This is a genomic window from Streptomyces sp. NPDC034099, from assembly GCF_055575415.1.
This window is the reverse complement of sequence record NZ_JBVISR010000001.1, coordinates 900600-923199: the sequence shown is the minus strand read 5'-3', so window position 1 is coordinate 923199 and position 22600 is coordinate 900600. Positions and strand designations below refer to the sequence as shown.

Genomic DNA, 22600 nt, shown 5'->3' with positions numbered 1-22600 from the left:
CCGGTGTCCCTTACTTTCACTTTCGATCCGGCCGTCACCCCCGACCTCCGCGACGGCGTCCTCGACCTGTGGACCGACGTCTCCAACGCCGGCGGCTCCGTGGGCTTCGTGCCGCCGGTGACGCGCGAGGACATCCGCCCCGAGCTGGTCAAGCACATGACGGGCATGGCCGAAGGGCGCACCCGCCTGCTCGTCGGCCACGACGAAGAGGGGCAGTTGGCCGCCACCGCGTTCCTCGCCCTCAACACCCACCGCCTGATGCGGCACTGGCTGTGGCTCTACACGGTCATGGTCCACCCGCGCCACCAGGGCCGGGGCTACGGCCGGGACCTGATGGCCGCCGCCGCGGACGCCGCCCGCGCCTGCGACGGCATCGAGGCGATACGGCTCACCTGCCGCGGCGGGCTCGGCCTGGAGCGGTTCTACGAGTCCTGCGGCTACAAGGAGGTCGGCCGGGTCCCCGGTGCGATCCGGGTCGCGCCCGGCGACGACCGGGACGACGTCTTCATGCTGCTGCCCCTGGGCTGACCGCCGTCCGACCCCCCTGCAAGATCGACGGCCCGGCATGTTTCACTGGGCAGTGCCTCTTTGTGCCAGAAACGGAAGAGTGGATTGAGATGCTCCGCTACACGCTGATGCGCCTCGGGATCTTCGCAGGCTGCCTCGTAGTCGTCTGGGGGCTCGTCTACGCCGGAGTCTTCCCGCGCGGTCTCGGCGACTCCAACGGCATGTGGATCCTGCTGCTCTCCCTGCTGATCTCCGCCCCCATCAGCTACGTCGCGCTGCGCAAGGAGCGAGACCGTGCCTCGGTCCAGGTCGCGGGTCGGGTGACCCGCATGAAGGCCAACCTGGAGGCCAACCGCGGCCAGGAGGACGGCGCCGACGACACCGCGCGGGCGCAGGGCCAGACCTCGTAACGTCCGTCACACACGTACGCCCCGGCTTCCGAATTCATCGGAAACCGGGGCGCTTTGCGTTTTGCGGGCATTAGGGCACTCCTGCCTCTCAAAGTATGGCTTTGAGTGTCTCAAAGCATGGGTGTTAAAGTCGTGTGCATGAAGCAAGCAGCCGCGCCCACCACACCACAGCGCCTCGCGCTCGTGGCGCGCCTGCACGTGGACCTCTGCCGGTGCGCGTCCGCGAACTGTCGCCCCTGACGTTCCCCCCTCACCAGTCGTCCCCACGTCAGCTCAGCGCGTCCCATCCCGCGTCCCGTCCCCCTACGGAGCATGTCCGTGTCTTCACCGTCTTCTTTTACGAAGTACCTCAAGGTGCCCTTCTGGGCCCAGATACTCGCCGGCCTCGTCCTCGGCGTCCTGCTGGGCTGGCTGGCCCGCAGCCAGGACATATCGTGGCTGGTCACCACCCTGGAGAAGGTCGGTGACACCTTCATCGGCCTGCTGAAGCTCGCCGTCGCACCGCTGGTCTTCTTCGCGATCCTCGTCTCGATCACCAACCTGCGGAAGGTCAACAACGCCGCCCGCCTGGCGTCCCGCACCCTCCTCTGGTTCATGATCACGTCGCTGATCGCGGTGGCCATCGGCCTCGTCATCGGCCTGGTCACCAACCCCGGCTCCGGCACCGGCCTCACCCCGGCCGACGGCGCCAAGCCCGAGCACACCGGTTCCTGGATCGACTTCCTGACCGGCATCGTGCCGACCGACGTCATCACGCCGTTCACCGAGCTGAACGTCCTGCAGATCGTCTTCATGGCCGCCGTCGCCGGTATCGCCGCCCTCCAGCTCGGCGAGAAGGCCCAGCCGATCCTGAACCTGAGCGAGTCGGTCCTCGAACTCCTCCAGAAGGCCCTGTGGTGGGTCATCCGCCTCGCCCCGCTCGGCACCGTGGGCCTCATCGGCAAGGCCATCGCCACCTACGGCTGGGACCTCATCGGCAAGTACGCCACCTTCACCGCCGACATCTACGTCGGCTGCGCCCTCGTGATGTTCGTGGTCTACCCGACACTGCTCGCCACCGTCGCCAAGGCCAGCCCGCTCCAGTTCTTCAAGGGCGCCTGGCCCGCCATCCAGCTGGCCTTCGTCTCCCGCTCCTCGGTCGGCACCATGCCGCTGACCCAGAAGGTCACCGAGCGCCTCGGCGTCCCGAAGGAGTACGCGTCCTTCGCCGTGCCGTTCGGCGCGACGACCAAGATGGACGGCTGCGCCGCGATCTACCCGGCGATCGCCGCGATCTTCGTCGCGCAGATCTTCGACATCCAGCTCGGCGTCGGCGACTACCTGCTGATCGCCTTCGTCTCGGTGGTCGGCTCCGCCGCCACGGCCGGCCTCACCGGCGCCACGGTCATGCTCACCCTGACCCTGTCCACCCTGGGCCTGCCCATGGAGGGCGTCGGCCTCCTCCTCGCCATCGACCCGATCCTGGACATGATGCGCACCGCCACCAACGTCGCGGGCCAAGCCCTCGTGCCGGTCATCGTCTCGGCCCGCGAGGGGCTGCTCGACCGCAAGGCGTACGACGAGGCGCACGCCTCGCCGATCGACGAGCCCGAGCGGGAGAAGCAGGACGCGGAGCCGGTTCCGGTCGCCGCCTGACCGTCGTGATCGAGGGGTCGGCGCCGTGCTGACGTCCTGATCACCGCCGCACGGACCGTACGCTGATTCGCATGGGTGCTGGGAAGACCAAGCGGATGCCGCGTGCGGTCCGTGAGCAGCAGATGCTGGACGCCGCCGTGAGCGTCTTCGGGCGGCGCGGGTACATGGCGGCGTCGATGGACGAGATCGCCGAACTGGCGGGCGTGTCCAAGCCGTTGGTGTATCTGTACCTGAACTCGAAGGACGACCTCTTCAGCGCCTGCATCAACCGCGAGGCCCGCGCCCTCACCGAGGCGGTGCGGGCCGGTGTGCGTCCGGGGCTCTCCGCGGACGGGCAGCTCTGGTCGGGGCTGCGGGCGTTCTTCAGCCACACCGCGCGGCACCCGGACGCCTGGCGGGTGCTGCACCTGCACGCCCGTACGCACGGGGAGCGGTTCGCGGCCGAGGTGGCGGTGATGCGCGAGGAGATCGTCGCGTTCGTGACGCAGCTGATCGCCGCCGCGGCACGGGACGCGCACCGGGACCCGCATCTGCCCGAGGGCGAGGTCGCCGGGCTGGCCGAGGCGCTGGTCGGCGCCGCGGAGTCGCTCGCCGACTGGGCGGGCGCCACCGAGGGCGTCACCGCGAAGCAGGCGGCGGCGACCCTGATGAACTTCGCCTGGGCGGGCCTGGGCGACCTGATGACGGGGCGGCCGTGGTCCCCGCCGGAGGAGCCGGACCCGGTGCCGGACCCGGCGCCGGTGGCTCAGGCCGCCGGATAGGGCCCGGCCCCGCCGGACAGGTGGAGCCGTCCGTCGCGGGCGCCGCGCAGTTCGAACCGCCCGTCCTCGGCCCCGTACGCCACCGTCCCCGGCAGCAGCACCGGTGCCCGGAACTCCGCGCGCACCACGGCCGCGTCCGGTGTCCCGTGCTCGGCGAGGCACCGGGCCACGGTCCACATGCCGTGCGCGATGGCTCGCGGGAAGCCGAACAGGCGGGCGGTGAGCGGGTGCAGGTGGATCGGGTTGCGGTCACCGGACGCGGCGGCGTAGCGGCGTCCGACGTCACCGGCCAGCCGCCATTCGGCGCGCGTGGGGAGGGGCTGCCGGTCTTCCGGGGAGGTTTCCCCGGCGGCGGCCGGAGCGGTGGTCCGGTGCCGGGCCAGGTAGGTGCTGCGGGACTCCCACACGACGTCGGCCCCGGCGCGCAGCTCCGTGACCACCGACGCCTCGGTGCCGCGCCGGTGCGGGGCCAGCCCCTCGACGTGCACGGCGAGTTCGTACGCGCCGGTGGCGGGCATGGCGGCGCGCCGGGTGATGCCGATGGAGGTGTGGACGAGCCCGAGCAGGGGCAGCGGGAAGTCCCGGGCGCTCATCAGGCGCATGGCCATCGGGAAGCCCAGCACGTGCGGATACGTCACCGGAAGCGCGTCCGCGCCGGTCGCGAACCCGCACACCCGCTCGTACGCCGCGAGCCGCGCGAGGTCGACGCGCAGGCCGGGCAGCACCAGCCGGGTGCGGGGGAAGTCCGCGTCCGGGCGGGGGCGCTTGAGGGGCGACAGCAGCGCGCCGCGGGCGAGGAGCGGCGCGAGGGCGGGGACGCCGGTCAGGGTGCTGGTGGTCGGGGCCGCGGTGGTCATCACGCCCCCAGCAGGCTCTGGCCGCAGACCCGTACGACCTGGCCGTTGACGGCGCCGGAGGCCGGGTGGGCGAGCCAGGCGGTGGTCTCGGCGACGTCGACGGGCAGGCCGCCCTGGGCGAGGGAGTTCATGCGGCGCCCGGCCTCGCGGATGAAGAGGGGGACCGCCGCCGTCATCTTCGTCTCGATGAAGCCCGGCGCCACCGCGTTCACCGTCACCCCGTGCCCGGCGAGCGCGCGGGGCGCCAGCGAGCGGACCAGGCCGACGATCCCCGCCTTGCTCGCGCCGTAGTTGGTCTGGCCCGCGTTGCCCGCGAGCCCGGCGATGGAGGCCGTCGCCACGATCCTGCCGCCCCGGTTGACGGCGCCCGCCGCGAGCAGCGCGTCCGTGGTGCGCAGGACGCTCGCCAGGTTGACGTCGAGCACGGAACTCCATCGTTCGGCGGGCATGTTGACCAGGCGCCGGTCGCGGGTGACGCCCGCGTTGTGGATCAGGATGTCGAGCCCGCCGGGCAGCGCGGCGGCGATGCGCTCGCCCGCGTCGGCGGCCGTGATGTCCAGCGCGAGGGCGGTGCCGCCGAGGCGTTCGGCGGCCCGGCGCGCCGCGTCCTCGGCCTGCGGCACGTCCAGGACGACGACCTGGGCGCCCTGCCCGGCCAGCGTCTCGGCGACCGCCGCGCCGATGCCCCGTGCGGCGCCGGTGACCAGGGCGGTGCGCCCGGCGAGGGGGAGGGCCCAGTCGTCGGGGGCGGCGCCCTCGCCCTCCGTCCCGACCTCGATCACCTGGCCGCTGACGTAGGCGGAGGCGGGGGAGAGGAGGAAGCGGAGGGTGGACTCGGCGGGTGCCGGGTCGGTGAGCCGTACGAGGTTGACCGTCCTGCCCCGCCCGATCTCCTTGCCGAGCGAGCGTGTGAACCCCTCCAACGCCTGCTGGGCGGCGGCCTGGTGGTGGTCGGCCGGGTCGAGCGGGGCGCCGAGCACCACCACGCGGCCGCTCGCGGCGACGGACCGTACGACGGGGTGCAGTGCGGCGTGCACCTCGGCGAGCGTGTCGACGTCCCGTACGCCGGTGGCGTCCAGGACGACGGCGGCGGGCCGGCCGTCCTCGTCCCGGGGCAGGCCCGTGCGGTCCAGGACGGGCGCGAGGCCGGGGTCCGGTGTGCCGGCCGTGAGGTGCAGCAGGCCGCCGTCGAGCGCGTCCCGCCGCAGCTCGGCGGGTTGTGGCAGGCCCAGCCTCCGGGTGAGGAAACGGCCGGGTGCGGTGCCGGTGAAGCTGAGATAGCGGTCGGCCATGTCCTGTCTCCCCAACGACTGCGACGTGTCCAGCAGGTCCTCCAGAGGCCGGTCCTGCACACAACTGCTTACTCTGGAGTAAGGTTACCGGAGGTAAGCCTATGTCACGGGTGAGGAGCAGGTCGAGATGAGCCCTCTGGCAGCGCAGTCCACGCGCCGCGTCGCGGTCCTCGGCGGCGCCCGCGTCCCCTTCGCCCGCTCCGACGGGCCGTACGCCACCGCCTCCAACCAGGAGATGCTCACCGCGGCCCTCGACGGCCTGGTCGAGCGGCACGGCCTCCAGGAGCCGGGCGCGGTCGGCGAGTTCGTGGCCGGCGCGGTCCTCAAGCACAGCCGGGACTTCAACCTCGCCCGCGAGACGGTCCTCGGCTCGGCACTCGACCCGCGCACCCCCGCCTACGACATCCAGCAGGCCTGCGGCACCGGACTCCAGGCCGTGATCGCCGCCGCCAACAAGATCGCCCTCGGTCAGACCGAGTCGGCGATCGCGGGCGGCGCCGACACCGCGAGCGACGCGCCGCTCGGCGTCAACGACCGGCTGCGCCGCATCCTGCTGGAGGCCCGCCGGGCCAAGTCCACCGGCGCCCGGCTGAAGGCGCTGGCCAGGATCCGTCCGGGCCACCTGGTCCCCGACATCCCCCGCAACGCCGAGCCGCGCACCGGCCTGTCCATGGGCGAGCACGCCGCGGTCACCGCACGGGCCTGGGGCATCTCCCGTGAGGAACAGGACGCGTTGGCCGCCGCGAGCCACCAGCGGCTGGCGGCGGCGTACGAACGCGGCCTCTTCCAGGACCTGGTGATCCCCTTCCGCGGCCTGGCCCGCGACCAGAACCTGCGCCCCGGCTCGACTGTGGAGAAACTGGCCGCGCTCAAGCCGGTGTTCGGCCTCGACGCCCCCGATCCCACCATGACGGCGGGCAACTCCACGCCCCTGACGGACGGCGCCGCGACGGTGTTCCTGGCGAGCGAGGACTGGGCCGAGGCCCGGGGCATCGAACCCCTCGCCTACCTCACCGCGTACGAGACGGCGGCCGTGGACTTCGTCGGCGGGGACGTGGCCGGAGGCGAGGACGGGCTGCTGATGGCGCCCGCGTACGCGGTCCCGCGGATGCTGGAGCGGGCCGGGCTCGGGACCGGGGACTTCGACCTCGTCGAGATCCACGAGGCGTTCGCGTCCCAGGTGCTGGCCACGCTGGCCGCCTGGGAGAAGCGCGGCCTGGCCCCCGTGGACCGGGCCCGCCTGAACGTGGCCGGCTCCTCCCTCGCCACCGGCCACCCCTTCGCCGCGACCGGCGCCCGGATCGTGGCGACCCTGGCCACCCTGCTGGCCGAGCGGGAAGGACCGGGGCGCGGCCTGATCTCCGTCTGCGCGGCGGGCGGCCAGGGCGTCACGGCCATACTGGAAAGAACGTGACTTACCCTCAGGTAACCCCCAAGACTGCACACGTCCGGCGCGGGACCGTCCCCGAACGCGCACCAACTCCTCACGTGGGGCCCGTACGATCCCGTCACTGACCGCCGGTAACACCCCTGTCCGCGGAACCGGCGATGAACGCCTCGGCGCGCGAGGCACGTACGTCATGCAGCAGAGCAGCGACAGCAGAAGCAGTGTCTTTGCTGCACGTCCCAGGAGCCGCCCGTGTCCACCCCGCTTCCGTCCTTCGCCGCGTCCGCCGCCTACGCCGACTCACCCGGCCCCACCCTGGTGGCGCCCGAGACGCGGATGCTGGACGGGGCCGTCCGGGAGGCGTACGTACCGCCGTTCGCGCCGCCGGTGCCCCGCGGGTCCCTCGCCGACCTGCCCTTCGACAACGCGGCGGCGGTCCCGGGCCAGGTCGTCCTCAGCCGCAGGTCGCGGGAGGGCGACTGGAGCGACGTCACGGCGGCAGAGTTCGCCGCGCAGGTGCTGGCGGTGGCCAAGGGCATGATCTCCGAGGGGCTGATGCCGGGCGACCGCATCGCGATCATGGCGCGGACGACGTACGAGTGGACGCTGCTGGACTTCGCCGCGTGGGCGGCGGGACTGGTCACCGTCCCGATCTACCCCACCTCCTCCCTCTTCCAGACCCGCTGGATCCTCCAGGACTCCGGCGCCGTCACCCTGGTCACCGAGACCACCGCGCAGGCCGCCGCCCTCGGACCCGAGCTGGACCGCATACCCGACCTGGGGCACCTGTGGGTCATGGAGAAGGGGCACGTGGAGCGGCTGGCGGAGCTGGGCGCGCGACTGCCGGACGCGGAGGTGGAGGTGCGCCGCGGCATGCTCGGCCCGTCCACCCTGGCCACCCTCATCTACACCTCCGGCACCACCGGCCGCCCCAAGGGCTGCGTGCTGACCCACGGCAACTTCTTCGCCGAGGTCGACAACGCGATCGAGCTGCTCTACCCCGTCTTCAAGGCGGAGACCGGCGAGGAGCCCTCGATCCTGCTCTTCCTGCCGATGTCCCACGTCTTCGGCCGCATGGTCGCCGTGGCCTGCGTCCGGGCCCGGGTGCGCCTCGGCCACGCGCCGAGCCTGAAGCCCGAGGACCTGCTCCCCGACCTGGCGGCCTTCCGCCCCACCTGCCTGCTGACCATCCCGTACATGCTGGAGAAGGTCTTCAACAGCGCCCGCGCCAAGGCCGAGTCCGGCGGCCGGGCCTCGGCCTTCGACCGCGCCGTCTCGGTGGCGGTGCGCTACGGCGAGGCCAAGGAGGCCCGCCAGACCGGCGCGGGCGGCGGCCCCGGCCGCGGCCTGAAGACCGCCCGCTCCTTCTACGACCCGCTCGTCTACCGGAAGATCCGCAACGCCATGGGCGGCCGGGTCAAGTACGCCATCTGCGGCGGCTCCCCGCTCGGCCGCCGCCTGGCCGCCTTCTACGCCGGGGCCGGCATCGAGATCTTCGAGGGCTACGGCCTCACCGAGACCACCGCCGCGGCCACCGTCACGCCCCCGCTCAAGCCGCGCCTGGGCACGGTCGGCTGGCCGCTGCCCGGCACCCGCATCCGCATCGCCGCCGACGGCGAGATCCTGGTCGCCGGCGAGCAGGTCCTGCACGGCTACTGGGACCCGCAGGCCGGCGGCGTCGTCCAGGCCGCACCCGACGGCTGGTTCGCCACCGGCGACCTCGGCAGCCTGGACGACGAGGGCTATCTGACCATCACCGGCCGCAAGAAGGAGCTGCTGATCACCGCGGGCGGCAAGAGCGTCGCCCCGGCCCCGCTGGAGAACTGGCTGCGCTCCCACCCCCTGATCTCCCAGTGCATCGTCCTGGGCGACCGCCGGCCCTACGTCTCCGCCCTGTTCACCCTCGACCCCGACGGCGTCAGCCACTGGCGCCGCATGAACGGCAAGCACCCGGTCCCGCCGGAGCTGCTGGTGGACGACGAGGAAGTCCACGCGGTGCTCCAGCGCGCCGTCGACGAGGCCAACAAGCTGGTCTCCCGCCCGGAGTCCATTCGCCGCTTCGCCGTCCTGCCCAGGGACTTCACCGAGTGGGAGGGCCATCTGACCCCCTCCATGAAGCTCCGGCGCGAGGTGATCATGCGGGACTTCGCGGCGGCGGTGGAGGGGTTGTACGAGGGGTAGGACGGCGTCGGTGGCCGTCGGCGGCCGGCGGTGGTCAGCGGCGGGCGATGAGGCAGGCCTGCGGGACCTGCGAGGACGTGCTCGCCTCCTGTACACGCACCGTCCGGGACAGCACGGTGAAGCCGGCCTGCTCCAGCAGCTGAGCCATCTGCTCGGGCTGCCGCCGTTCGAAGCCCAGGGCGACCGGATGGCCCCAGGGACGGTCGTGGTGGAGGGGTTCGTCGCCGACCTGGAAGCCCAGCAGCAGATGCCCGCCCGGGGCCAGCACGCGCCGCACCTCGCCGAAGAGGTCCGGCAGCCTCTCCCACGGCGTGTGGATCGACGAGTACCAGGAGACCGCCCCCGCGAGGGCGCCGTCCGGCAGGTCGAGGTCCAGCATCGACCCCTGCTCGAACCGCAGCCCGGGGTGCTCGCGGCGCGCGATCGCCAGCATCGAGGAGGACAGGTCCAGGCCGAAGACCCGCAGGCCCAGCGAGGCCAGGTGCGCGGTGACCATACCGGGCCCGCAGCCGAGGTCGGCCACCTGCCCCTCGGGCCCCACCAGCTCGGCGAAGGCGCCCATCAGCGCCCGGTCGAGCGGGCTGTCGTCGAGCACGGCGCGGAACCGGGCGTGGTAGTCCTCGGCGACGGCGTCGTAGAAGGTCCGGGTGGTGGCCACGAAGGCGGGGTCGGTGGTCATGGACGGACCCTAGTGGCGGCCACTGACAGCCGGGGCGGGCGGAAAGGGCAGGAGCCCCGTCGCCGAGAACGGCGCGGGGCTCCTTGGGTACTGCTGTCAATCAGACAGGAGTGACATTCTCCGCCTGCGGACCCTTGGGGCCCTGCGTGACGTCGAAGGACACCTGCTGGTTCTCCTCGAGGGAACGGAATCCCTGAGCGTTGATCGCGGAGTAGTGGACGAAGACGTCCGGGCCGCCGCCTTCCTGGGCGATGAAACCAAAGCCCTTTTCGGCGTTGAACCACTTCACGGTTCCGGTAGCCATAAGCCCTCCTTGGGCCCAAAGGGTTGCCCTGCTCCAGAACCAGCAAGTGTGAAGACTTTGAATGCTGCACAACTGCATACGTCTGAGAACGACGAGAGCCCGCGGTCACATGCTCCGCAGGCTCTGTACTGCAAGGGAAACCAAACTGCAACTTGCTGTGAGCGTAGCACGCAGGCCCCCGAGCGCAACAGAGGTCAAGATCACTTCACTCGGACGTTTGAACACCTGCGCCGTTCGGCTGACGCCGGGGGTCGGCGACGGGGGGACCTCGGGGGAGGGCTAGCCTCGCGATGTGGACAATTCTCGCACCCGGCCGCGCGTCGGCCACATCCAGTTCCTGAACTGCCTGCCCCTGTACTGGGGGCTCGCGAGAACAGGCACGCTCCTCGACTTCGAGCTGACGAAGGACACCCCGGAGAAGCTCAGCGAGCAGCTGGTGCGCGGCGATCTCGACATCGGTCCCGTCACCCTGGTCGAATTCCTCAAGAACGCCGACGACCTCGTCGCCTTCCCCGACATCGCCGTCGGCTGCGACGGCCCGGTGATGTCGTGCGTGATCGTCTCCCAGGTCCCGCTGGACCGCCTGGACGGCGCCCGGGTCGCCCTCGGGTCGACCTCGCGCACCTCCGTACGCCTCGCCCAGCTCCTCCTGGCGGAACGCTTCGGCGTCCAGCCGGACTACTACACCTGCCCGCCGGACCTGAGCCTGATGATGCAGGAGGCCGACGCGGCCGTCCTCATCGGGGACGCGGCCCTGCGCGCCAACATGATCGACGGCCCGCGCTACGGCCTCGACGTGCACGACCTGGGCGCCCTGTGGAAGGAGTGGACCGGCCTGCCGTTCGTCTTCGCGGTCTGGGCGGCCCGGCGGGACTACGCCGAGCGCGAGCCGGTCATCACCCGCAAGGTGCACGAGGCCTTCCTCGCCTCCCGCAACCTCTCCCTGGAGGAGGTGGAGAAGGTCGCGGAGCAGGCCGCCCGCTGGGAGGCCTTCGACGAGCAGACCCTCGCGAAGTACTTCACCACGCTCGACTTCCGCTTCGGCGCCCCGCAGCTGGAGGCGGTCACCGAGTTCGCCCGCCGGGTCGGACCGACCACCGGCTTCCCGGCGGACGTGAAGGTGGAGCTGCTGCGGCCCTGATCCGCAGTCGGCGCACCTTGTCCCCGGGGCCTTCCGCAGGGGGCCCACTACCCTGCTGACAGGTATCGGCGTACGGGGGAGGGGTGGACGCCATGCGGCCGCTCGAAGTCGACGAGCCCACCGTGGTGGGGCCCTACCGGCTGCTCGGCCGGCTGGGCTCCGGCGGCATGGGCCGGGTCTACCTGGGGCGCAGCGCCGGCGGCCGCACGGTCGCGGTGAAGATCGTGCACCCGCACTTCGCGCTGGACGAGGAGTTCCGGGCCCGGTTCCGGCGCGAGGTGGCCGCCGCGCGCCGGGTCGGCGGCGCCTGGACCGCGCCCGTACTGGACGCGGACCCCGAGGCGCGCGTGCCGTGGGTCGCCACGGCGTACGCGGCCGGTCCGTCCCTGACGGCGGCCGTGGCGGACGGCGGCCCGCTGCCCGCCCACTCGGTACGGGCGCTCGGCGCGGGCCTCGGCGAGGCGCTGGCCGCGGTGCACGAGCTGGGCCTCGTCCACCGTGACGTGAAGCCGTCCAATGTCCTGCTCACCCTCGACGGCCCCCTCCTGATCGACTTCGGCATCGCCCGCGCCACGGAGGGCACCGCCTCCCTGACCTCGACGGGCGTGTCCATCGGCTCGCCCGGCTACATGTCCCCCGAGCAGATCCTCGGCAAGGGCGTGACCGGGGCGGCGGACGTCTTCTCGCTGGGCGCCGTGCTGGCGTACGCGACGACGGGGCGGCCGCCCTTCCCCGGGGACTCCTCGGCCGCGCTCCTCTACAAGGTCGTTCACGAGGAGCCGAGCCTCGACGGCCTGGACGGGGAACTGCGCGAGCTGGTCGCCTCCTGCCTCGCCAAGGACCCGGCCGCCCGCCCGGCCCCCGGTGAGGTGGCCCGGCGCCTGGCCCCCGAGGGCGCGGCCCGCCTGGTGAGCGGCGGCTGGCTGCCGGGGCCACTGGTCGAGCGGGTCAGCCGGAGCGCCGTACAGCTGCTGAACCTGGAGGCGTCCGAGGGCGAGGCGTCGGGCCCGGTGGGGTTCAGCCGGCCGTCGGTCACGGCGGGCGCAGAGGACGGGGCCGGTGCTTCGCAGAGGCCGGGGGAGGGCGTGGCGACACCCACGACCGCCGGCGCCTTCGGCCCCCCGCCGGTGATGCCGACGCCCACGGCGCCGTCGACGTCGCCCCCGTCCCCGGCGTCCCCCTCCTCCGCGTCCGTTCCCGGCCCGAGGGATCCGGAGCCGGGCGCGGGTCACCCGTCCGGCAGGCTCGCCCTCTCCGTCGCGGCGACCTCGACGCGGGGCGCCCAGGGACGCGGGCGGCGGATCAGCTGCACCGTGGCGCTGGCGGTGGCGGGAGCGCTGGCGGCGGTGACGGTGGGCTCGGTGTTCGTCCTGGACCTGCTGCCGGGCTCGGGCGACGACGGGCACAACGCGGGCAGCGACGACGGCTCCCACGAGCCGCCCGCCGCCACCCCCGGCGGGCTGCCCGCGCGCTACGTCGGCACCTGGGAGGGACAGGCCGCCGCCCTGGACGGCAAGCTGCCGCTGGGCACCTTCCGGATCACCATCAAGCAGGCGAAGGCCGGCCAGGAACTGGGCAGGCTCCACCAGACCGACCCGCTGGGCGGCGTCTGCGTCGACGTGATCACCCTCAAGGAGGTGACGGAGAAGCAGATCGTCGCCGGGTCCGTCGGCGCCGAGGGCAACCACGACGGCTGCAACCCCGCCCCCACCACCGTCACCTTCACCCCGGTCGGCGACGACCTCGACTACGCCTCGAAGAGCGAGGAGTCGGGCCGGCCGGAGGCACGGCTGTCGAAGATCGAGTAGCCGGGGCGGCAGGAGGGCGAGGACCGCGGTGAGGGCCCCCGCCCGTGGGACGCGAGGGCCCCGCCTTCCACCCGCTCAGCCCGGCACCACGACCGTGCGCAGCTCCCCGTCGCCCAGGTGCAGCATGCCCTTGCCCGGCGTGACCTGGCCGCCGACCATCTGGCGCGAGACGCGCAGGCCGATGAGGTCGCCGCTGGAGGACTCCTGCGGGGAGAGCAGGATGCCGCGGCGGGCCTTCTTGGCGTCCACCTGCCAGCCGGAGAAGCCGCTGCACACGTCCTCCTCGTCACCGGCGATGACCAGGGCGAGGCCGCGTTCGGCTCCCCGGGAGACGATCTTCTTCATCTGGCTCTCGGCGTCGCAGTCCTCGAGGATCTCGCCGTCGTCGACGAGGACGGCGATGGGCTGCTCCGGGCTCGCCCCGTCGATCAGCTCCTCGAACTCGTCCTCGTCGATGTCGTCCCCGGTGAAGACCTTCAGCACGCCCTCCGTGCCGTCCAGTTGGCGCACCGGCGACTGGCGGGGCGCCGCCACGACCAGGCGGGTGCCCTGGGCGAGGAGCGACTGGGCGACGTTCATCAGCACCGTGGAGCGGCCCGACTTGGCCGGTCCCGCGATGACGAAGGACGGCACGCCGTCGGCGAGGTCGGGGCCGAAGCCGACGATCTCGTCGCCGCCGATGCCGATCAGCGCCCACAGCTTGGAACGGGACGCCTCCGGGTCGCGCATCTCCCAGGCCTCGGGGAAGGAGATCCGGCTGGGCAGGCTGTCGACGCGGAACGGACGCCGGGACCGCGGGACATCGGCGTCGCGCGCCGTGGCCGCCTCGCCGATCGCGGAGATCGCCGCCGCCTGTCCCTGGCCGGTGGTGTCCTCGGAGAGCAGCGCGAACTGCGTCTCCGTACCCGCCTCGTTGCGGAAGGCGCGGCCCGGCGGGATCTCCTCGGGCACCTTGCGGGTCGGGATGCCGAGCGAGGCGAAGTCGCTGCGGTCGGCCAGCCGCAGGCCGTACTTGTCCTCGGTGAGGGTCGCGATGCGGCCCACGAGCAGCGTGCGGTCACCGGTCAGGACCAGGTGGATGCCGACGCTGGCACCCTCGCGCATCATCGTCTGCAACTCGTCGGTCAGCGACCCGTGGTCGACCTCTCCGAGGGTGGGCACCCACCCCTCCCAGCGGTCGAGGAGCACGACGATGTGCGGCAGCCGCTCGCTCTCCTGCACGGAGGCCCGCTGCTCACCGATGTCCGCGAACCCGGCGTCCGCCAGCAGGTCCTGACGGCGCGACAGCTCGCCCTTGAGCCGGTTGACGAGCCGTACGACCCGCTCGGTCTGGTTGCGGCCCACGACCGCGCCGCAGTGCGGCAGCCGGGTCAGCGCGTTCAGGGCGCCGTTGCCGCAGTCGATGCCGTACAGGTGGACGTCGGCGGTGGAGTGGGTGCGGGCCAGCGACCCCGCGATGGTGCGCAGCACCTGGGAACGGCCGCTGCGCGGAGCACCGCCGATCATCAGGTGCCCGAAGCTCGCGAAGTCGACGACGACCGGGCGGCGGGCCTGGTCGGAGGGCAGGTCCTCGATGCCGTACGGGGCGGGCGGCAGCTTGCCCGGGGCGGCACCGGCGAGCGCCGGGACCTCGATCTCGTCCAGCAGCAGCTTCTCGTCCAGCGCCGGCAGCCAGGGGCTGTGCTGGGCGGGGATGCCCATGGTCCGGTTGGCCTCGCGCACCGCGTCGACCAGCACCTTGAGGTCGGTGATCTCGTCGTCCTCGCGGGACTCGGTCTTCGGCTTGGTCAGCGCCGCCCGGCCCAGGTCCTCCCAGCCCAGCGGGCCGACCCAGGGGGCGAGCGCGGCGGGGTCGGCGGCGCCGGGCCGACGGCCACCGACGCGCCCCGACTGGAAGGGGACCAGGGAGGAGTGGCCGAGGCGCACGTAGGCGCGGCCCGGGGTGTTCTTGGAGATGTGCCCGGCCTCGGGCGAGTCGATGACGTCCGACGACTCGCCGCCGTCGGTCACGCGCAGCGCGATCCGGAGGTTGGTGTTGGCGCGGATCTCGGGGGAGACCACACCGCTGGGCCGCTGCGTGGCGAGCAGCAGGTGGATGCCGAGCGAACGCCCTCGCTGGGCGATGTTGACGAGCCCGGTCACGAAGTCCGGCAGGTCCCGCACCATGGAGGCGAACTCGTCGATGACGATGAGCAGCCGGGGCACCGGAGCGTGCGAGGGATCGCGCCTGACGAGATCCTGGTAGTCCTCGATGTCCTTGGCGTCGGCGGCGGCGAGGATGTGCTCGCGCCGCTTCAGCTCGGCCCCCAGCGACTCCAGCGCCCGCTCGACCAGGTGCGCGTCGAGGTCGGTCACCATGCCGACGGTGTGCGGCAGCTTCACGCAGTCCTTGAACGCGGACCCGCCCTTGTAGTCGACGAGCACGAAGGTCATGTTCTCGGGCGTGTTCGCGACGGCGAGGGCCGCCACGATGGTCTGCAGCAGCTCCGACTTGCCGGAACCGGTCGTACCGGCGATGAGGCCGTGCGGCCCGTCCTTGCGCATGTCGATGCCGAACGGTCCGTCGTACGACTCGCCGATGACGGCCATCGTCGACTGGCCGCCCATCCGCCACCGCGCGCCGATCGCGTCGGCCGTCGGCGGCTCCAGCTGGAGCACGTCGAGCAGCCGGCTGGAGCCGGGCAGCGCCGAGTCCTCGGTCTCGCCGCTGATGTCGCGCAGCGCGGACAGCGAACGCGCCAGCCGCAGACACCAGGCGGGCGTGACGAAGTCGGGCCGTACGTCCGTGATCCGCTCGACCCCCGCCTCCTCGACCCGCAGCCGCAGCTTCTCGGTACGGGCCCGCTGCTCGGTCTCGGCGGGGGAGTTGGCGTGCCACGCCTGGAAGGACGGGAACCCTCCGGCGACCTGTCGCGCGGGCTGCTGCTCGTCCTGCCGCCGGCCCCCGTCCTCCTCGGCCTTGGGCTCGGCGACGACGAACGCCTGGCACTCGCCCGGCAGGAACCGCTCCTCGGCGTCGAGGCAGACGGCGAACATCGACACCGCCGGCCCCTCGCGCAACAGCCGTACGACGCCGGGCAGCGACCGCAACCGCCGCGAGCCGTCCCACACCACCACGATGTCCGGATCGGCGAAACTCGATCCCTGCGCGCCGCCGCCCTTCTGCTCGGCGGCCTTCTTGCGGGCGTCGAGGATCTGCGTCAGCTCGCCGATGCGGGCGCCGACGGTCTCGGCGTCGGTGCCGATGAGGATGTTGACGTCCTGGCCCCCGGAGGGCCGCGCGTGCGGCAGCCACCGCACCCAGTCCCACTCGCTCTGCGCGGAGTTCTCGCTCAGCACGTAGAACTGCACGTCCATCGGGCTGTGCAGCGCGGCCGTCTGCGCGACGGCCCACCGCCCCAGAGCCCGCGCCGAGTCCCCGGGCCCCGCGATGCCGACGACCCCGAGGCCGCGCAGCGACAGCGCGACGGGCGCGTCCTCGATCTTCCAGGTGACCTGGCGCCGGTGGTCGTCCTGCTCCGGGTCGTCGAGCACGACCTCGGACGGCAGTCGCCCGGTCCCCACCCGGAGCAACAGGTGATCACGATCGGTCCGCCGTCGCTCCCACAGCCGCGTCCGCGGCCCGGTCCCGATGGACAGGACGACCGCCGGGTCGGGAATGGCCTGCCGCCGGTCGTCCCGCTCGGCGACCAGCGCGTCCTGCGCGTCCTTCTCGATCCGCGCCTTCTGCTCCTCGTACTCCTTGACCTGCTTGGCATGGGACTTGCGCCCGTGCTTCTTGTCGTTGAAGTAGTTGGCGAACAGCAGGATCGGGCTGAGCCCCGCCATGATCAGGTAGTACCAGCGCCCGAACACCGCCACGGCCACCACGGCACCCACGAGCGGCGTCAGCGCCATCAGCCAGGGCAGCGGCCGGGCCTCGTACTCGCGGGGCGGAGAGGGCAGCCGGAAGTTGGTCTGCCGCTCGGCCGGACGCAGCCGGGGCGGCCGGTTGTAATCCAGTCCCACCCCGTCCTCGGACCACTTGAGCGCGGCATTGGGCGGCGCGTACCGGGCCAGCTCGACCAGCGAGTTCCCGACCGCTATCTGCCCCCCGAGCGGCCAGTCGTCCCCGTCCCGGTCCTTGACGGGCTCCCCGTCGAGGGTGACGCCCTCCTTGTCCCCGTGCACGGCGACCTTGCAGGTCCCGTCGGTGGCGACGGAGAGGGTGAGGGCGCGGGCGTCGACCTCGGGATCCTCGATGCGGACGTACGCGGCCGGACCGCTCCCGATGTCGTACTTCCCCACCCCGAGCCGGTGCACGAACCCGGCCCCCGGCCCGCCGACGACCCGCAACTCCACGAGCCCGGTGGGCTCCCCGGGCAGACACCCCGACGGATCCTGCAGACTGACGACCGCGCCCTCGCGCAACGGCGACCCGACGACCGTGGCGGACGGATCGACGGCGTACCCGTCGACGTAGACGAGCGGCGCACCGCCGGCGCCCGCCTGGCCCTGATGCCCGATGGGAATGACCTGCGCGCCCGCGACCCCGACCTGCTTGGCCAGCTCCTCGGCGATGTCCCCGACGGTGGACTCGGGGTCCGCGTCGAGCACGACGTCGGCGGAGCCCCCGCCGTACGGATCGACGACGGTCAGAGTCAGTCGCACGCTTGTCCTCCCCAGGCGAGCCCCTGCGGCCGCTTCCACACCACGGCTCACAGTCCAGGCGACGATATCCGCTGGGTGTCGCGGTCCTGCAACAGGGCGGTGACCGGACGTTCCCGTTGGCAACGCAGGGATGTGACATCAGTGGCCTCCCCCGTAAGCTGCTGCCTCAAGAGCGGACGATCACACCGGTCGTTACATCCGACCGGTGTGACCGGTGCGCCGGTTCGATCCGCAAACGAGGAGCCACGGGGGCTGGCCCTGCGGCGTTGTGAGAGGAAGCGGCTTCATGCCCAAAGACCTTGACATCACATATCAGGACATGCGGGATGCCGCCAAGCATGTCGTGAAGGAGAAGGAAAAGCTCCAGGAGAAGCTCGACGGGCTCCGCAAGTACATCGCGAACCTGGTCGAGTCGGGCTACGTCACGAAGTCCTCCTCCAAGGCCTTCGACGACAACTTCGACGAGTTCACCCGCGGTGCCAAGGACACCCTCGACGGCCTCGACGGCATGGGCGACTACCTCACCATGGCGGCCGACAAGTTCGAGCAGATCGACGACGAACTGGCCAAGCAGGCGCGGAGCAAGTAGCGCCCTGGACGCCCGGCGCAGTGGCGTGAGCCCATGCGCCGGGCGTCCCTCGCGACGCAGCGGCGCCAGAGGGAAACGTCAGTTGTCGGCCAGGGGCTGGCGGAGCAGGTAGGTGTGGAGGCTGCTGCGAGGCTCCTCCGTGTCGAGGCGCAGCCAGGAGCCGTCCCGGAAGCGGATCAGCACCATGCGTGTGTCGAACTCACCATTGAAGGGGTCCACCAGCACAGCCTCGGCGGTGGGGAGACGAGCGACGATCTCCATCCGCTTCTCCCTGCCCATGGTGACGCGCTGAGGCGGAGCCGCGAGGACGATGCCGTCGTCGGTGACGACGACCAGTCGCTGATGGTGGGTGGAGTGGCTGTACCAGCGCAGCAGGAACCGACCGGCACTGCCGTGCCAGTTTCCGTCGAAGACCTGGTCGAACCCGCGCTCGGCGGTGATGGCGTCCCGACGTCTGTCGTCCTCGTCCTTGGCCCGCAGTCGTTCCTTCTCCTCTTTGGTGGCGAGTGCCCGCTTGAGCGCTTCCTCCGCATTGGACAGGAGGGTCAACACCATGAGGAGGGGCGTGAACACCACCGCGAGTGCCGCTCCGACCATGCCCAGCGGCCGCAGCCTTCCGGGGCGGAGCCGGGGGTTGCCCGCGGTCTTGAGCACGTCCGTCGGTGGCTGTGGGACCTTGTCGATCGTGCACCACTCGCAGGCCTCGGCGTGAACACCGAGGCGGTCCGCGATCACGCGCTGCTCGCTCCTGGATGTCACGGCAGGGTCTCCTTAAGCTCTACGCGGGACGGATTCACTTTCACGAGAGCGTATCGGGTCCCAGTCGTCACGAGCAGTGGGAACGGCCCCAATCGCACCCCTACTTGGGGTATTTCACCGATATCGTCACAGAGAGGAAGAACTCATGGGGGACCATATCAAGGCAGATCTTGCCACGATCAAGAAGTGTTCACGTGATCTAGGCAAGATCCATGGTGAGTTCGAGCGGAACGGCAATCCGGCGGAAGACTACGGGCACGCGGTTGGTCATGGCGGGCTGAAGGATGCCTTCGAGGAATTCGGAGACACCTGGAAGAAGACTCGGAAGAAACTCATGAAGGAACTTGAATCTCTGGCCGAGTTCACGGCCACCGCTGCGAAGGCGTACGACCAGATAGACCAGGAGTTGGCGAAGGCCATCAGGGAAGCCAAGGCCAAGAACAAGGGGGCGAAATGAGCAGGACGGACGCCGACTGGCCCCCTCTGTGGCACGACGACCCGACGCCGGGAGATCCGGAGGAAGTGGCGGAACTCGGTCGCAAGTTGCGCAAGATGGCTGAGATGATCGACGAACAGTCACGCGTCATCGACGCCCTTGCTTCCGTGGAGGGGTGGGACAGCGAAGCCGGCAAGGGATTCCATGAACTGGCCGGTGGCACTGCGGACAAGCTGAAGAAGTCCTTCGAGCGCTATGACGAGGCCGCCAAAGCCATCGGCGAAGATGTGAGCGAGGGCAGTTCCGACAAGTTCGCCAGTGAGATGCGGCGCGCTCAGCGGAAAGCAGATAAGGCGCTGAGTGACTATCGCGCGGCCAAGGAGGAGCACGACTTGGCCGACCGAGAAGTCAAGAAGATCACTGACAAGCATCCCCTAGGCGACATACCGGCGGCAGAGAAGGAAGAGTATGACCGGTGGGTGAAAAAGCGGGCCGATGCCCTGCATGACATCGGAAGTGCACGCAAGGCCGTGAAAGATGCACGAGACATCTATGACGACGCAGGTGACAAGGCTGCTCGTCACATCAAGAACATCGTGCATCATGATGCCGTTCGGGATCCTGGCGGATTCATGAACTTCCTTGCGGACTGGGCAGACATGCTGTCGAACATCTCGGCCGTGCTGTCGGTGCTCGCGGTGATATGCGCCTTCGTCCCACCCCTGCAGTTCCTGGCACCCATTTTCGCCGCGCTCGCCGTACTGACCAGTGCTGCCGCCCTCGCAGGACACGCGTACGACATGAGTGTGCGCGGGGGGAAGGTTGACTGGCTGAAACTGGGTGCCGATGCGCTCGGTGTACTGCCCGGCCTAGGGGCGCTGAAGGGGTTCCGGGCCCTCACCGGTCTCAAGGGACTGGCGAAACTCAAGGCGTTCGGGAAACTGAAGACCTGGGGATCATTCAAGGGTCTGGACGCGGTCGACGGAATCGGGCACAACTTCCTTAATGGAGTCAGCGTGTCGCTGGTCAACAAGGTGCTCGGCAGGACGGCCCGGAAGGAGCTGATCGACGGCAAGAAGATCACCGCCGTGATCAAGGGAACCGGACTCGCGAGCGCCTTGAACAGAATGCTCAGCGGTGAGAACGGTGAGAAGACGGGCTACCAGGAACCTGCCCCGGCCGGTCCCACGCCGTCGCCGTCGCCGGGCCCCGTACCGAGTGTCTCGCCGAAGGCGTTCAAGACGGCTTTGGCCGCTTAGTGAGATGGAACGGCGAGGGAGGCCACATGGACACGAGTGAAAATCGCGACCTGGGCGCGTGGGAGTTCATCGGCCGCCGGGGCGGGGACGTCGTCACCCTGGTCCGCGGCTCGGTGATCGCTGCCGTGCCGGAGGCCAGGCAGGCGGCCGAGAGGGCCGGGGACGAGCTCCGTTTCGACTTCTTGGACGACGACGCCGTGCTCGCGCTTCTGCGCAGCCGCCACGAAGACGAAGAGGACATGTTCAGAGCAGGGTTCGCGCACGGCGTTCCCCTGGCCTTCGTGGGCCTGGGCGCCGTCCTGTACTGGGGTGGTGTGGCTCAGTACTGGGAGACGGCTGCCAACCGCACCGTCTATCTGGCGGTAGCAGCGGCCGTGGTCGGTGCCCAGCTCTTCTTCTTCCTGCGGAGCGCCATGAGCCACTGGGGCGATCCGGTGCGCCAGAACCTGAGGGCAAGAGCGCGAAAATACCGGGAGATCGCCCACATCGCACGCCGGGGGGGAGCTGGGGTACCGGCGCACTATCCGCATTACGGACCCTACCCCTTCGCGGCGAAGTTCCACCCGGAAGCAGACACCGTCGTACGGTCCGAGAGCGAAGGTAGAGATGAGCACTGACGCCGTTGCAGGAACCCGGCGCAGCCTAGCGGGAGCCGACGGGGTGGAAGTGCGCTGGATCATGCCCGAAGGCTTCCTGGAATTGCCGTTCGAGGCAGACGATCTGGACGAACTCGCCGAAAAAATTGTTGAGTTGGCGAAACGGGTACTTCCCGGCGCAAGCGAGGAAGTGCACCGCCAATGGGCCGCAATGTGCGCCGCGAACTACGACGACTTCATCGAGGCGGGGGTGCAGTACGCGGGATTCGTCACGACGGAGGTCGACGGAGTCCGCTGTACGGCCACCGTGAACGTCAGCATCATGGATCTGGATGACAGGGCCGGCAGCAATCCCGCCGGTTTCATAGCGTCCACGCTGCGGCACTTGGAACTGGGACAGATCGAGGAAGTGGCCTTGCCGTCTGGCCCGGCCGTGCTCTGCGTAGGCAACCGATCCGCCGACGTCGACGGCAGCCTGACGCAATCGGGTCGCCCCGAGCCGATCTGGACCTCGTTCATACAGGTTCATATCCCACTGGTCAACGGAACCGTCCTGGTGCTGGAGATGGGCACACCGACGGTGGAGGGGTGGGACGTCTTCTCCGCCATGTTCGCCGGTGTCACCAAGAGCGTCCGTCTCTTCGACGACCATGGGGCACCCTTGGTGATGCCGGGGTGAAGGGGACGCCGCGCAAGGACGTCGCCTCCACGGACAGCATCCCGACGGACTACAAACTCCTTGTTCCCCGGGAGTGGTTCCGGATCGACCTCACGCGAGACCGGTGGCGCACCCAGCTCAAGACCTTCGTGGATCGGCAGGCTCGGGGCAGGCAGGTGTCCGCAGAGCTCACCCGGAGCGTGTGGACCACCTTGCGCAACACCGCAGAAGTCGGCCGGGCGCGAGGCGCCATGGAGTTCTTCCTCCTGACGACTTCGAAGAACGGGGGCATGCCCGTTTCCCTCCTCGTGTCGTCGATGCCGCTGCGCGGGACGCCGGCCGATCCGGAGCGGTATGCGGCGTGGCTGGAACTGCGCCAGGCAGAGGGCCGGGACCGAAGGGTGGTGTCGGTGCTCGAACTCGCCGCAGGGCCCGCCGTGCGCGTGGCCGGCAGTACGACCCTCGACCTTCACGTCGGTATGCCCAACGGCATTGGCTATCTGACGCTCAGTTTCTCGGCGCCCCTGACGGGGATGTCCGGACCGATGGAGCAGTTGTGCGACGCGATCGCGGGCTCCCTGCGGTGGGTCAATTGACACGGATCCCGTTCGATCTGTCCGCGCCCCGCTGAGATATCAACCGCACTGCCGAGTCGCCTCGCGCACGCAGCGCCCAGAGGGCATCGAGCGAC

Annotated in this window: 21 protein-coding genes; 15 read left to right on the top strand and 6 right to left on the bottom strand. The window is 70.8% G+C overall.

Annotated elements, in window-relative coordinates; genetic code table 11:
- Window positions 1–3 precede the first annotated feature (3 nt).
- The 5 genes from ACZ56V_RS04365 to ACZ56V_RS04345 all read left to right on the top strand — a co-directional run bounded on the left by ACZ56V_RS04365 (window position 4) and on the right by ACZ56V_RS04345 (window position 3313).
- Complete coding sequence (locus ACZ56V_RS04365) at window positions 4–528, top strand: GNAT family N-acetyltransferase (protein ID WP_398912154.1); 525 nt, start codon at window positions 4–6, stop codon at window positions 526–528.
- Window positions 529–617: 89 nt separating this feature from the next.
- Window positions 618–917 (top strand): DUF4229 domain-containing protein, encoded by a 300-nt coding sequence (locus ACZ56V_RS04360; RefSeq protein WP_076975721.1) that lies wholly within the window; start codon window positions 618–620, stop codon window positions 915–917.
- A 138-nt stretch (window positions 918–1055) separates the two neighbouring features.
- The gene (locus ACZ56V_RS04355; RefSeq protein ID WP_309546884.1) at window positions 1056–1157 is read left to right on the top strand and encodes a putative leader peptide; all 102 of its coding nucleotides are present in this window, start codon (window positions 1056–1058) and stop codon (window positions 1155–1157) included.
- A 72-nt stretch (window positions 1158–1229) separates the two neighbouring features.
- Window positions 1230–2552 carry a dicarboxylate/amino acid:cation symporter gene (locus ACZ56V_RS04350; protein ID WP_356368124.1) on the top strand — a complete coding sequence of 441 codons (1323 nt, stop codon included), beginning with the start codon at window positions 1230–1232 and terminating at the stop codon, window positions 2550–2552.
- A gap of 71 nt (window positions 2553–2623) precedes the next feature.
- The gene (locus tag ACZ56V_RS04345; protein WP_398912155.1) at window positions 2624–3313 is read left to right on the top strand and encodes a TetR/AcrR family transcriptional regulator; all 690 of its coding nucleotides are present in this window, start codon (window positions 2624–2626) and stop codon (window positions 3311–3313) included.
- Here ACZ56V_RS04345 and ACZ56V_RS04340 read toward each other — a convergent pair.
- Window positions 3298–4170 carry a MaoC family dehydratase gene (locus ACZ56V_RS04340; protein ID WP_468939055.1) on the bottom strand — a complete coding sequence of 291 codons (873 nt, stop codon included), beginning with the start codon at window positions 4168–4170 and terminating at the stop codon, window positions 3298–3300. The two genes, ACZ56V_RS04345 and ACZ56V_RS04340, sit on opposite strands and share 16 nt — an antisense overlap.
- Window positions 4170–5462, bottom strand: coding sequence for a 3-oxoacyl-ACP reductase (locus ACZ56V_RS04335; protein WP_468939053.1), 1293 nt, complete (start codon window positions 5460–5462; stop codon window positions 4170–4172). The genes ACZ56V_RS04340 and ACZ56V_RS04335 overlap by 1 nt, the downstream gene beginning before the upstream one ends.
- A gap of 127 nt (window positions 5463–5589) precedes the next feature.
- Here ACZ56V_RS04335 and ACZ56V_RS04330 point away from each other — a divergent pair, with 127 nt between their 5' ends.
- Both ACZ56V_RS04330 and ACZ56V_RS04325 read left to right on the top strand, forming a co-directional pair.
- Window positions 5590–6876, top strand: a complete 1287-nt coding sequence (locus ACZ56V_RS04330; RefSeq protein ID WP_468939050.1) for an acetyl-CoA C-acetyltransferase — start codon at window positions 5590–5592, stop codon at window positions 6874–6876.
- A gap of 225 nt (window positions 6877–7101) precedes the next feature.
- Window positions 7102–9030: an AMP-dependent synthetase/ligase gene (locus tag ACZ56V_RS04325; RefSeq protein WP_398912159.1), complete on the top strand. Its 1929-nt coding sequence runs from the start codon at window positions 7102–7104 to the stop codon at window positions 9028–9030.
- A gap of 34 nt (window positions 9031–9064) precedes the next feature.
- Here ACZ56V_RS04325 and ACZ56V_RS04320 read toward each other — a convergent pair whose 3' ends face one another.
- Window positions 9065–9709: a class I SAM-dependent DNA methyltransferase gene (locus tag ACZ56V_RS04320; RefSeq protein ID WP_467382530.1), complete on the bottom strand. Its 645-nt coding sequence runs from the start codon at window positions 9707–9709 to the stop codon at window positions 9065–9067.
- Window positions 9710–9809: 100 nt separating this feature from the next.
- Complete coding sequence (locus tag ACZ56V_RS04315; protein WP_003974443.1) at window positions 9810–10013, bottom strand: cold-shock protein; 204 nt, start codon at window positions 10011–10013, stop codon at window positions 9810–9812.
- A gap of 292 nt (window positions 10014–10305) precedes the next feature.
- Between ACZ56V_RS04315 and ACZ56V_RS04310 the strand changes: the two genes are divergently transcribed.
- Both ACZ56V_RS04310 and ACZ56V_RS04305 read left to right on the top strand, forming a co-directional pair.
- On the top strand, window positions 10306–11154 hold the full coding sequence (locus ACZ56V_RS04310; RefSeq protein WP_104632399.1) for a menaquinone biosynthetic enzyme MqnA/MqnD family protein: 849 nt from the start codon (window positions 10306–10308) through the stop codon (window positions 11152–11154).
- 92 nt (window positions 11155–11246) lie between these two features.
- On the top strand, window positions 11247–12962 hold the full coding sequence (locus ACZ56V_RS04305; RefSeq protein ID WP_468939043.1) for a serine/threonine-protein kinase: 1716 nt from the start codon (window positions 11247–11249) through the stop codon (window positions 12960–12962).
- A 75-nt stretch (window positions 12963–13037) separates the two neighbouring features.
- On the opposite strand, the gene ACZ56V_RS04300 is transcribed toward ACZ56V_RS04305, so the two are convergent.
- Window positions 13038–17612 (bottom strand): FtsK/SpoIIIE domain-containing protein, encoded by a 4575-nt coding sequence (locus ACZ56V_RS04300; protein WP_467382526.1) that lies wholly within the window; start codon window positions 17610–17612, stop codon window positions 13038–13040.
- Between the two features lie 286 nt (window positions 17613–17898).
- Here ACZ56V_RS04300 and ACZ56V_RS04295 point away from each other — a divergent pair, with 286 nt between their 5' ends.
- Window positions 17899–18201, top strand: coding sequence for a WXG100 family type VII secretion target (locus tag ACZ56V_RS04295; protein ID WP_016326975.1), 303 nt, complete (start codon window positions 17899–17901; stop codon window positions 18199–18201).
- A gap of 78 nt (window positions 18202–18279) precedes the next feature.
- On the opposite strand, the gene ACZ56V_RS04290 is transcribed toward ACZ56V_RS04295, so the two are convergent.
- Window positions 18280–18960 carry a hypothetical protein gene (locus ACZ56V_RS04290; protein WP_468939037.1) on the bottom strand — a complete coding sequence of 227 codons (681 nt, stop codon included), beginning with the start codon at window positions 18958–18960 and terminating at the stop codon, window positions 18280–18282.
- 145 nt (window positions 18961–19105) lie between these two features.
- On the opposite strand from ACZ56V_RS04290, the gene ACZ56V_RS04285 reads away from it, so the two are divergent.
- From ACZ56V_RS04285 to ACZ56V_RS04265, 5 genes are read left to right on the top strand one after another with little or no spacing between them, the layout of a single operon-like run.
- Window positions 19106–19417: a WXG100 family type VII secretion target gene (locus ACZ56V_RS04285; RefSeq protein WP_468939034.1), complete on the top strand. Its 312-nt coding sequence runs from the start codon at window positions 19106–19108 to the stop codon at window positions 19415–19417.
- On the top strand, window positions 19414–20655 hold the full coding sequence (locus ACZ56V_RS04280; RefSeq protein ID WP_468939032.1) for a putative T7SS-secreted protein: 1242 nt from the start codon (window positions 19414–19416) through the stop codon (window positions 20653–20655). Before ACZ56V_RS04285 ends, ACZ56V_RS04280 begins: the two co-directional genes overlap by 4 nt.
- A 26-nt stretch (window positions 20656–20681) precedes the next feature.
- Window positions 20682–21272 (top strand): hypothetical protein, encoded by a 591-nt coding sequence (locus ACZ56V_RS04275; RefSeq protein WP_468939029.1) that lies wholly within the window; start codon window positions 20682–20684, stop codon window positions 21270–21272.
- Window positions 21262–21930: a hypothetical protein gene (locus ACZ56V_RS04270; RefSeq protein WP_468939026.1), complete on the top strand. Its 669-nt coding sequence runs from the start codon at window positions 21262–21264 to the stop codon at window positions 21928–21930. Before ACZ56V_RS04275 ends, ACZ56V_RS04270 begins: the two co-directional genes overlap by 11 nt.
- Window positions 21927–22505 carry a hypothetical protein gene (locus tag ACZ56V_RS04265; RefSeq protein ID WP_468939023.1) on the top strand — a complete coding sequence of 193 codons (579 nt, stop codon included), beginning with the start codon at window positions 21927–21929 and terminating at the stop codon, window positions 22503–22505. Before ACZ56V_RS04270 ends, ACZ56V_RS04265 begins: the two co-directional genes overlap by 4 nt.
- The last annotated feature ends 95 nt before the right edge of the window (window positions 22506–22600 follow it).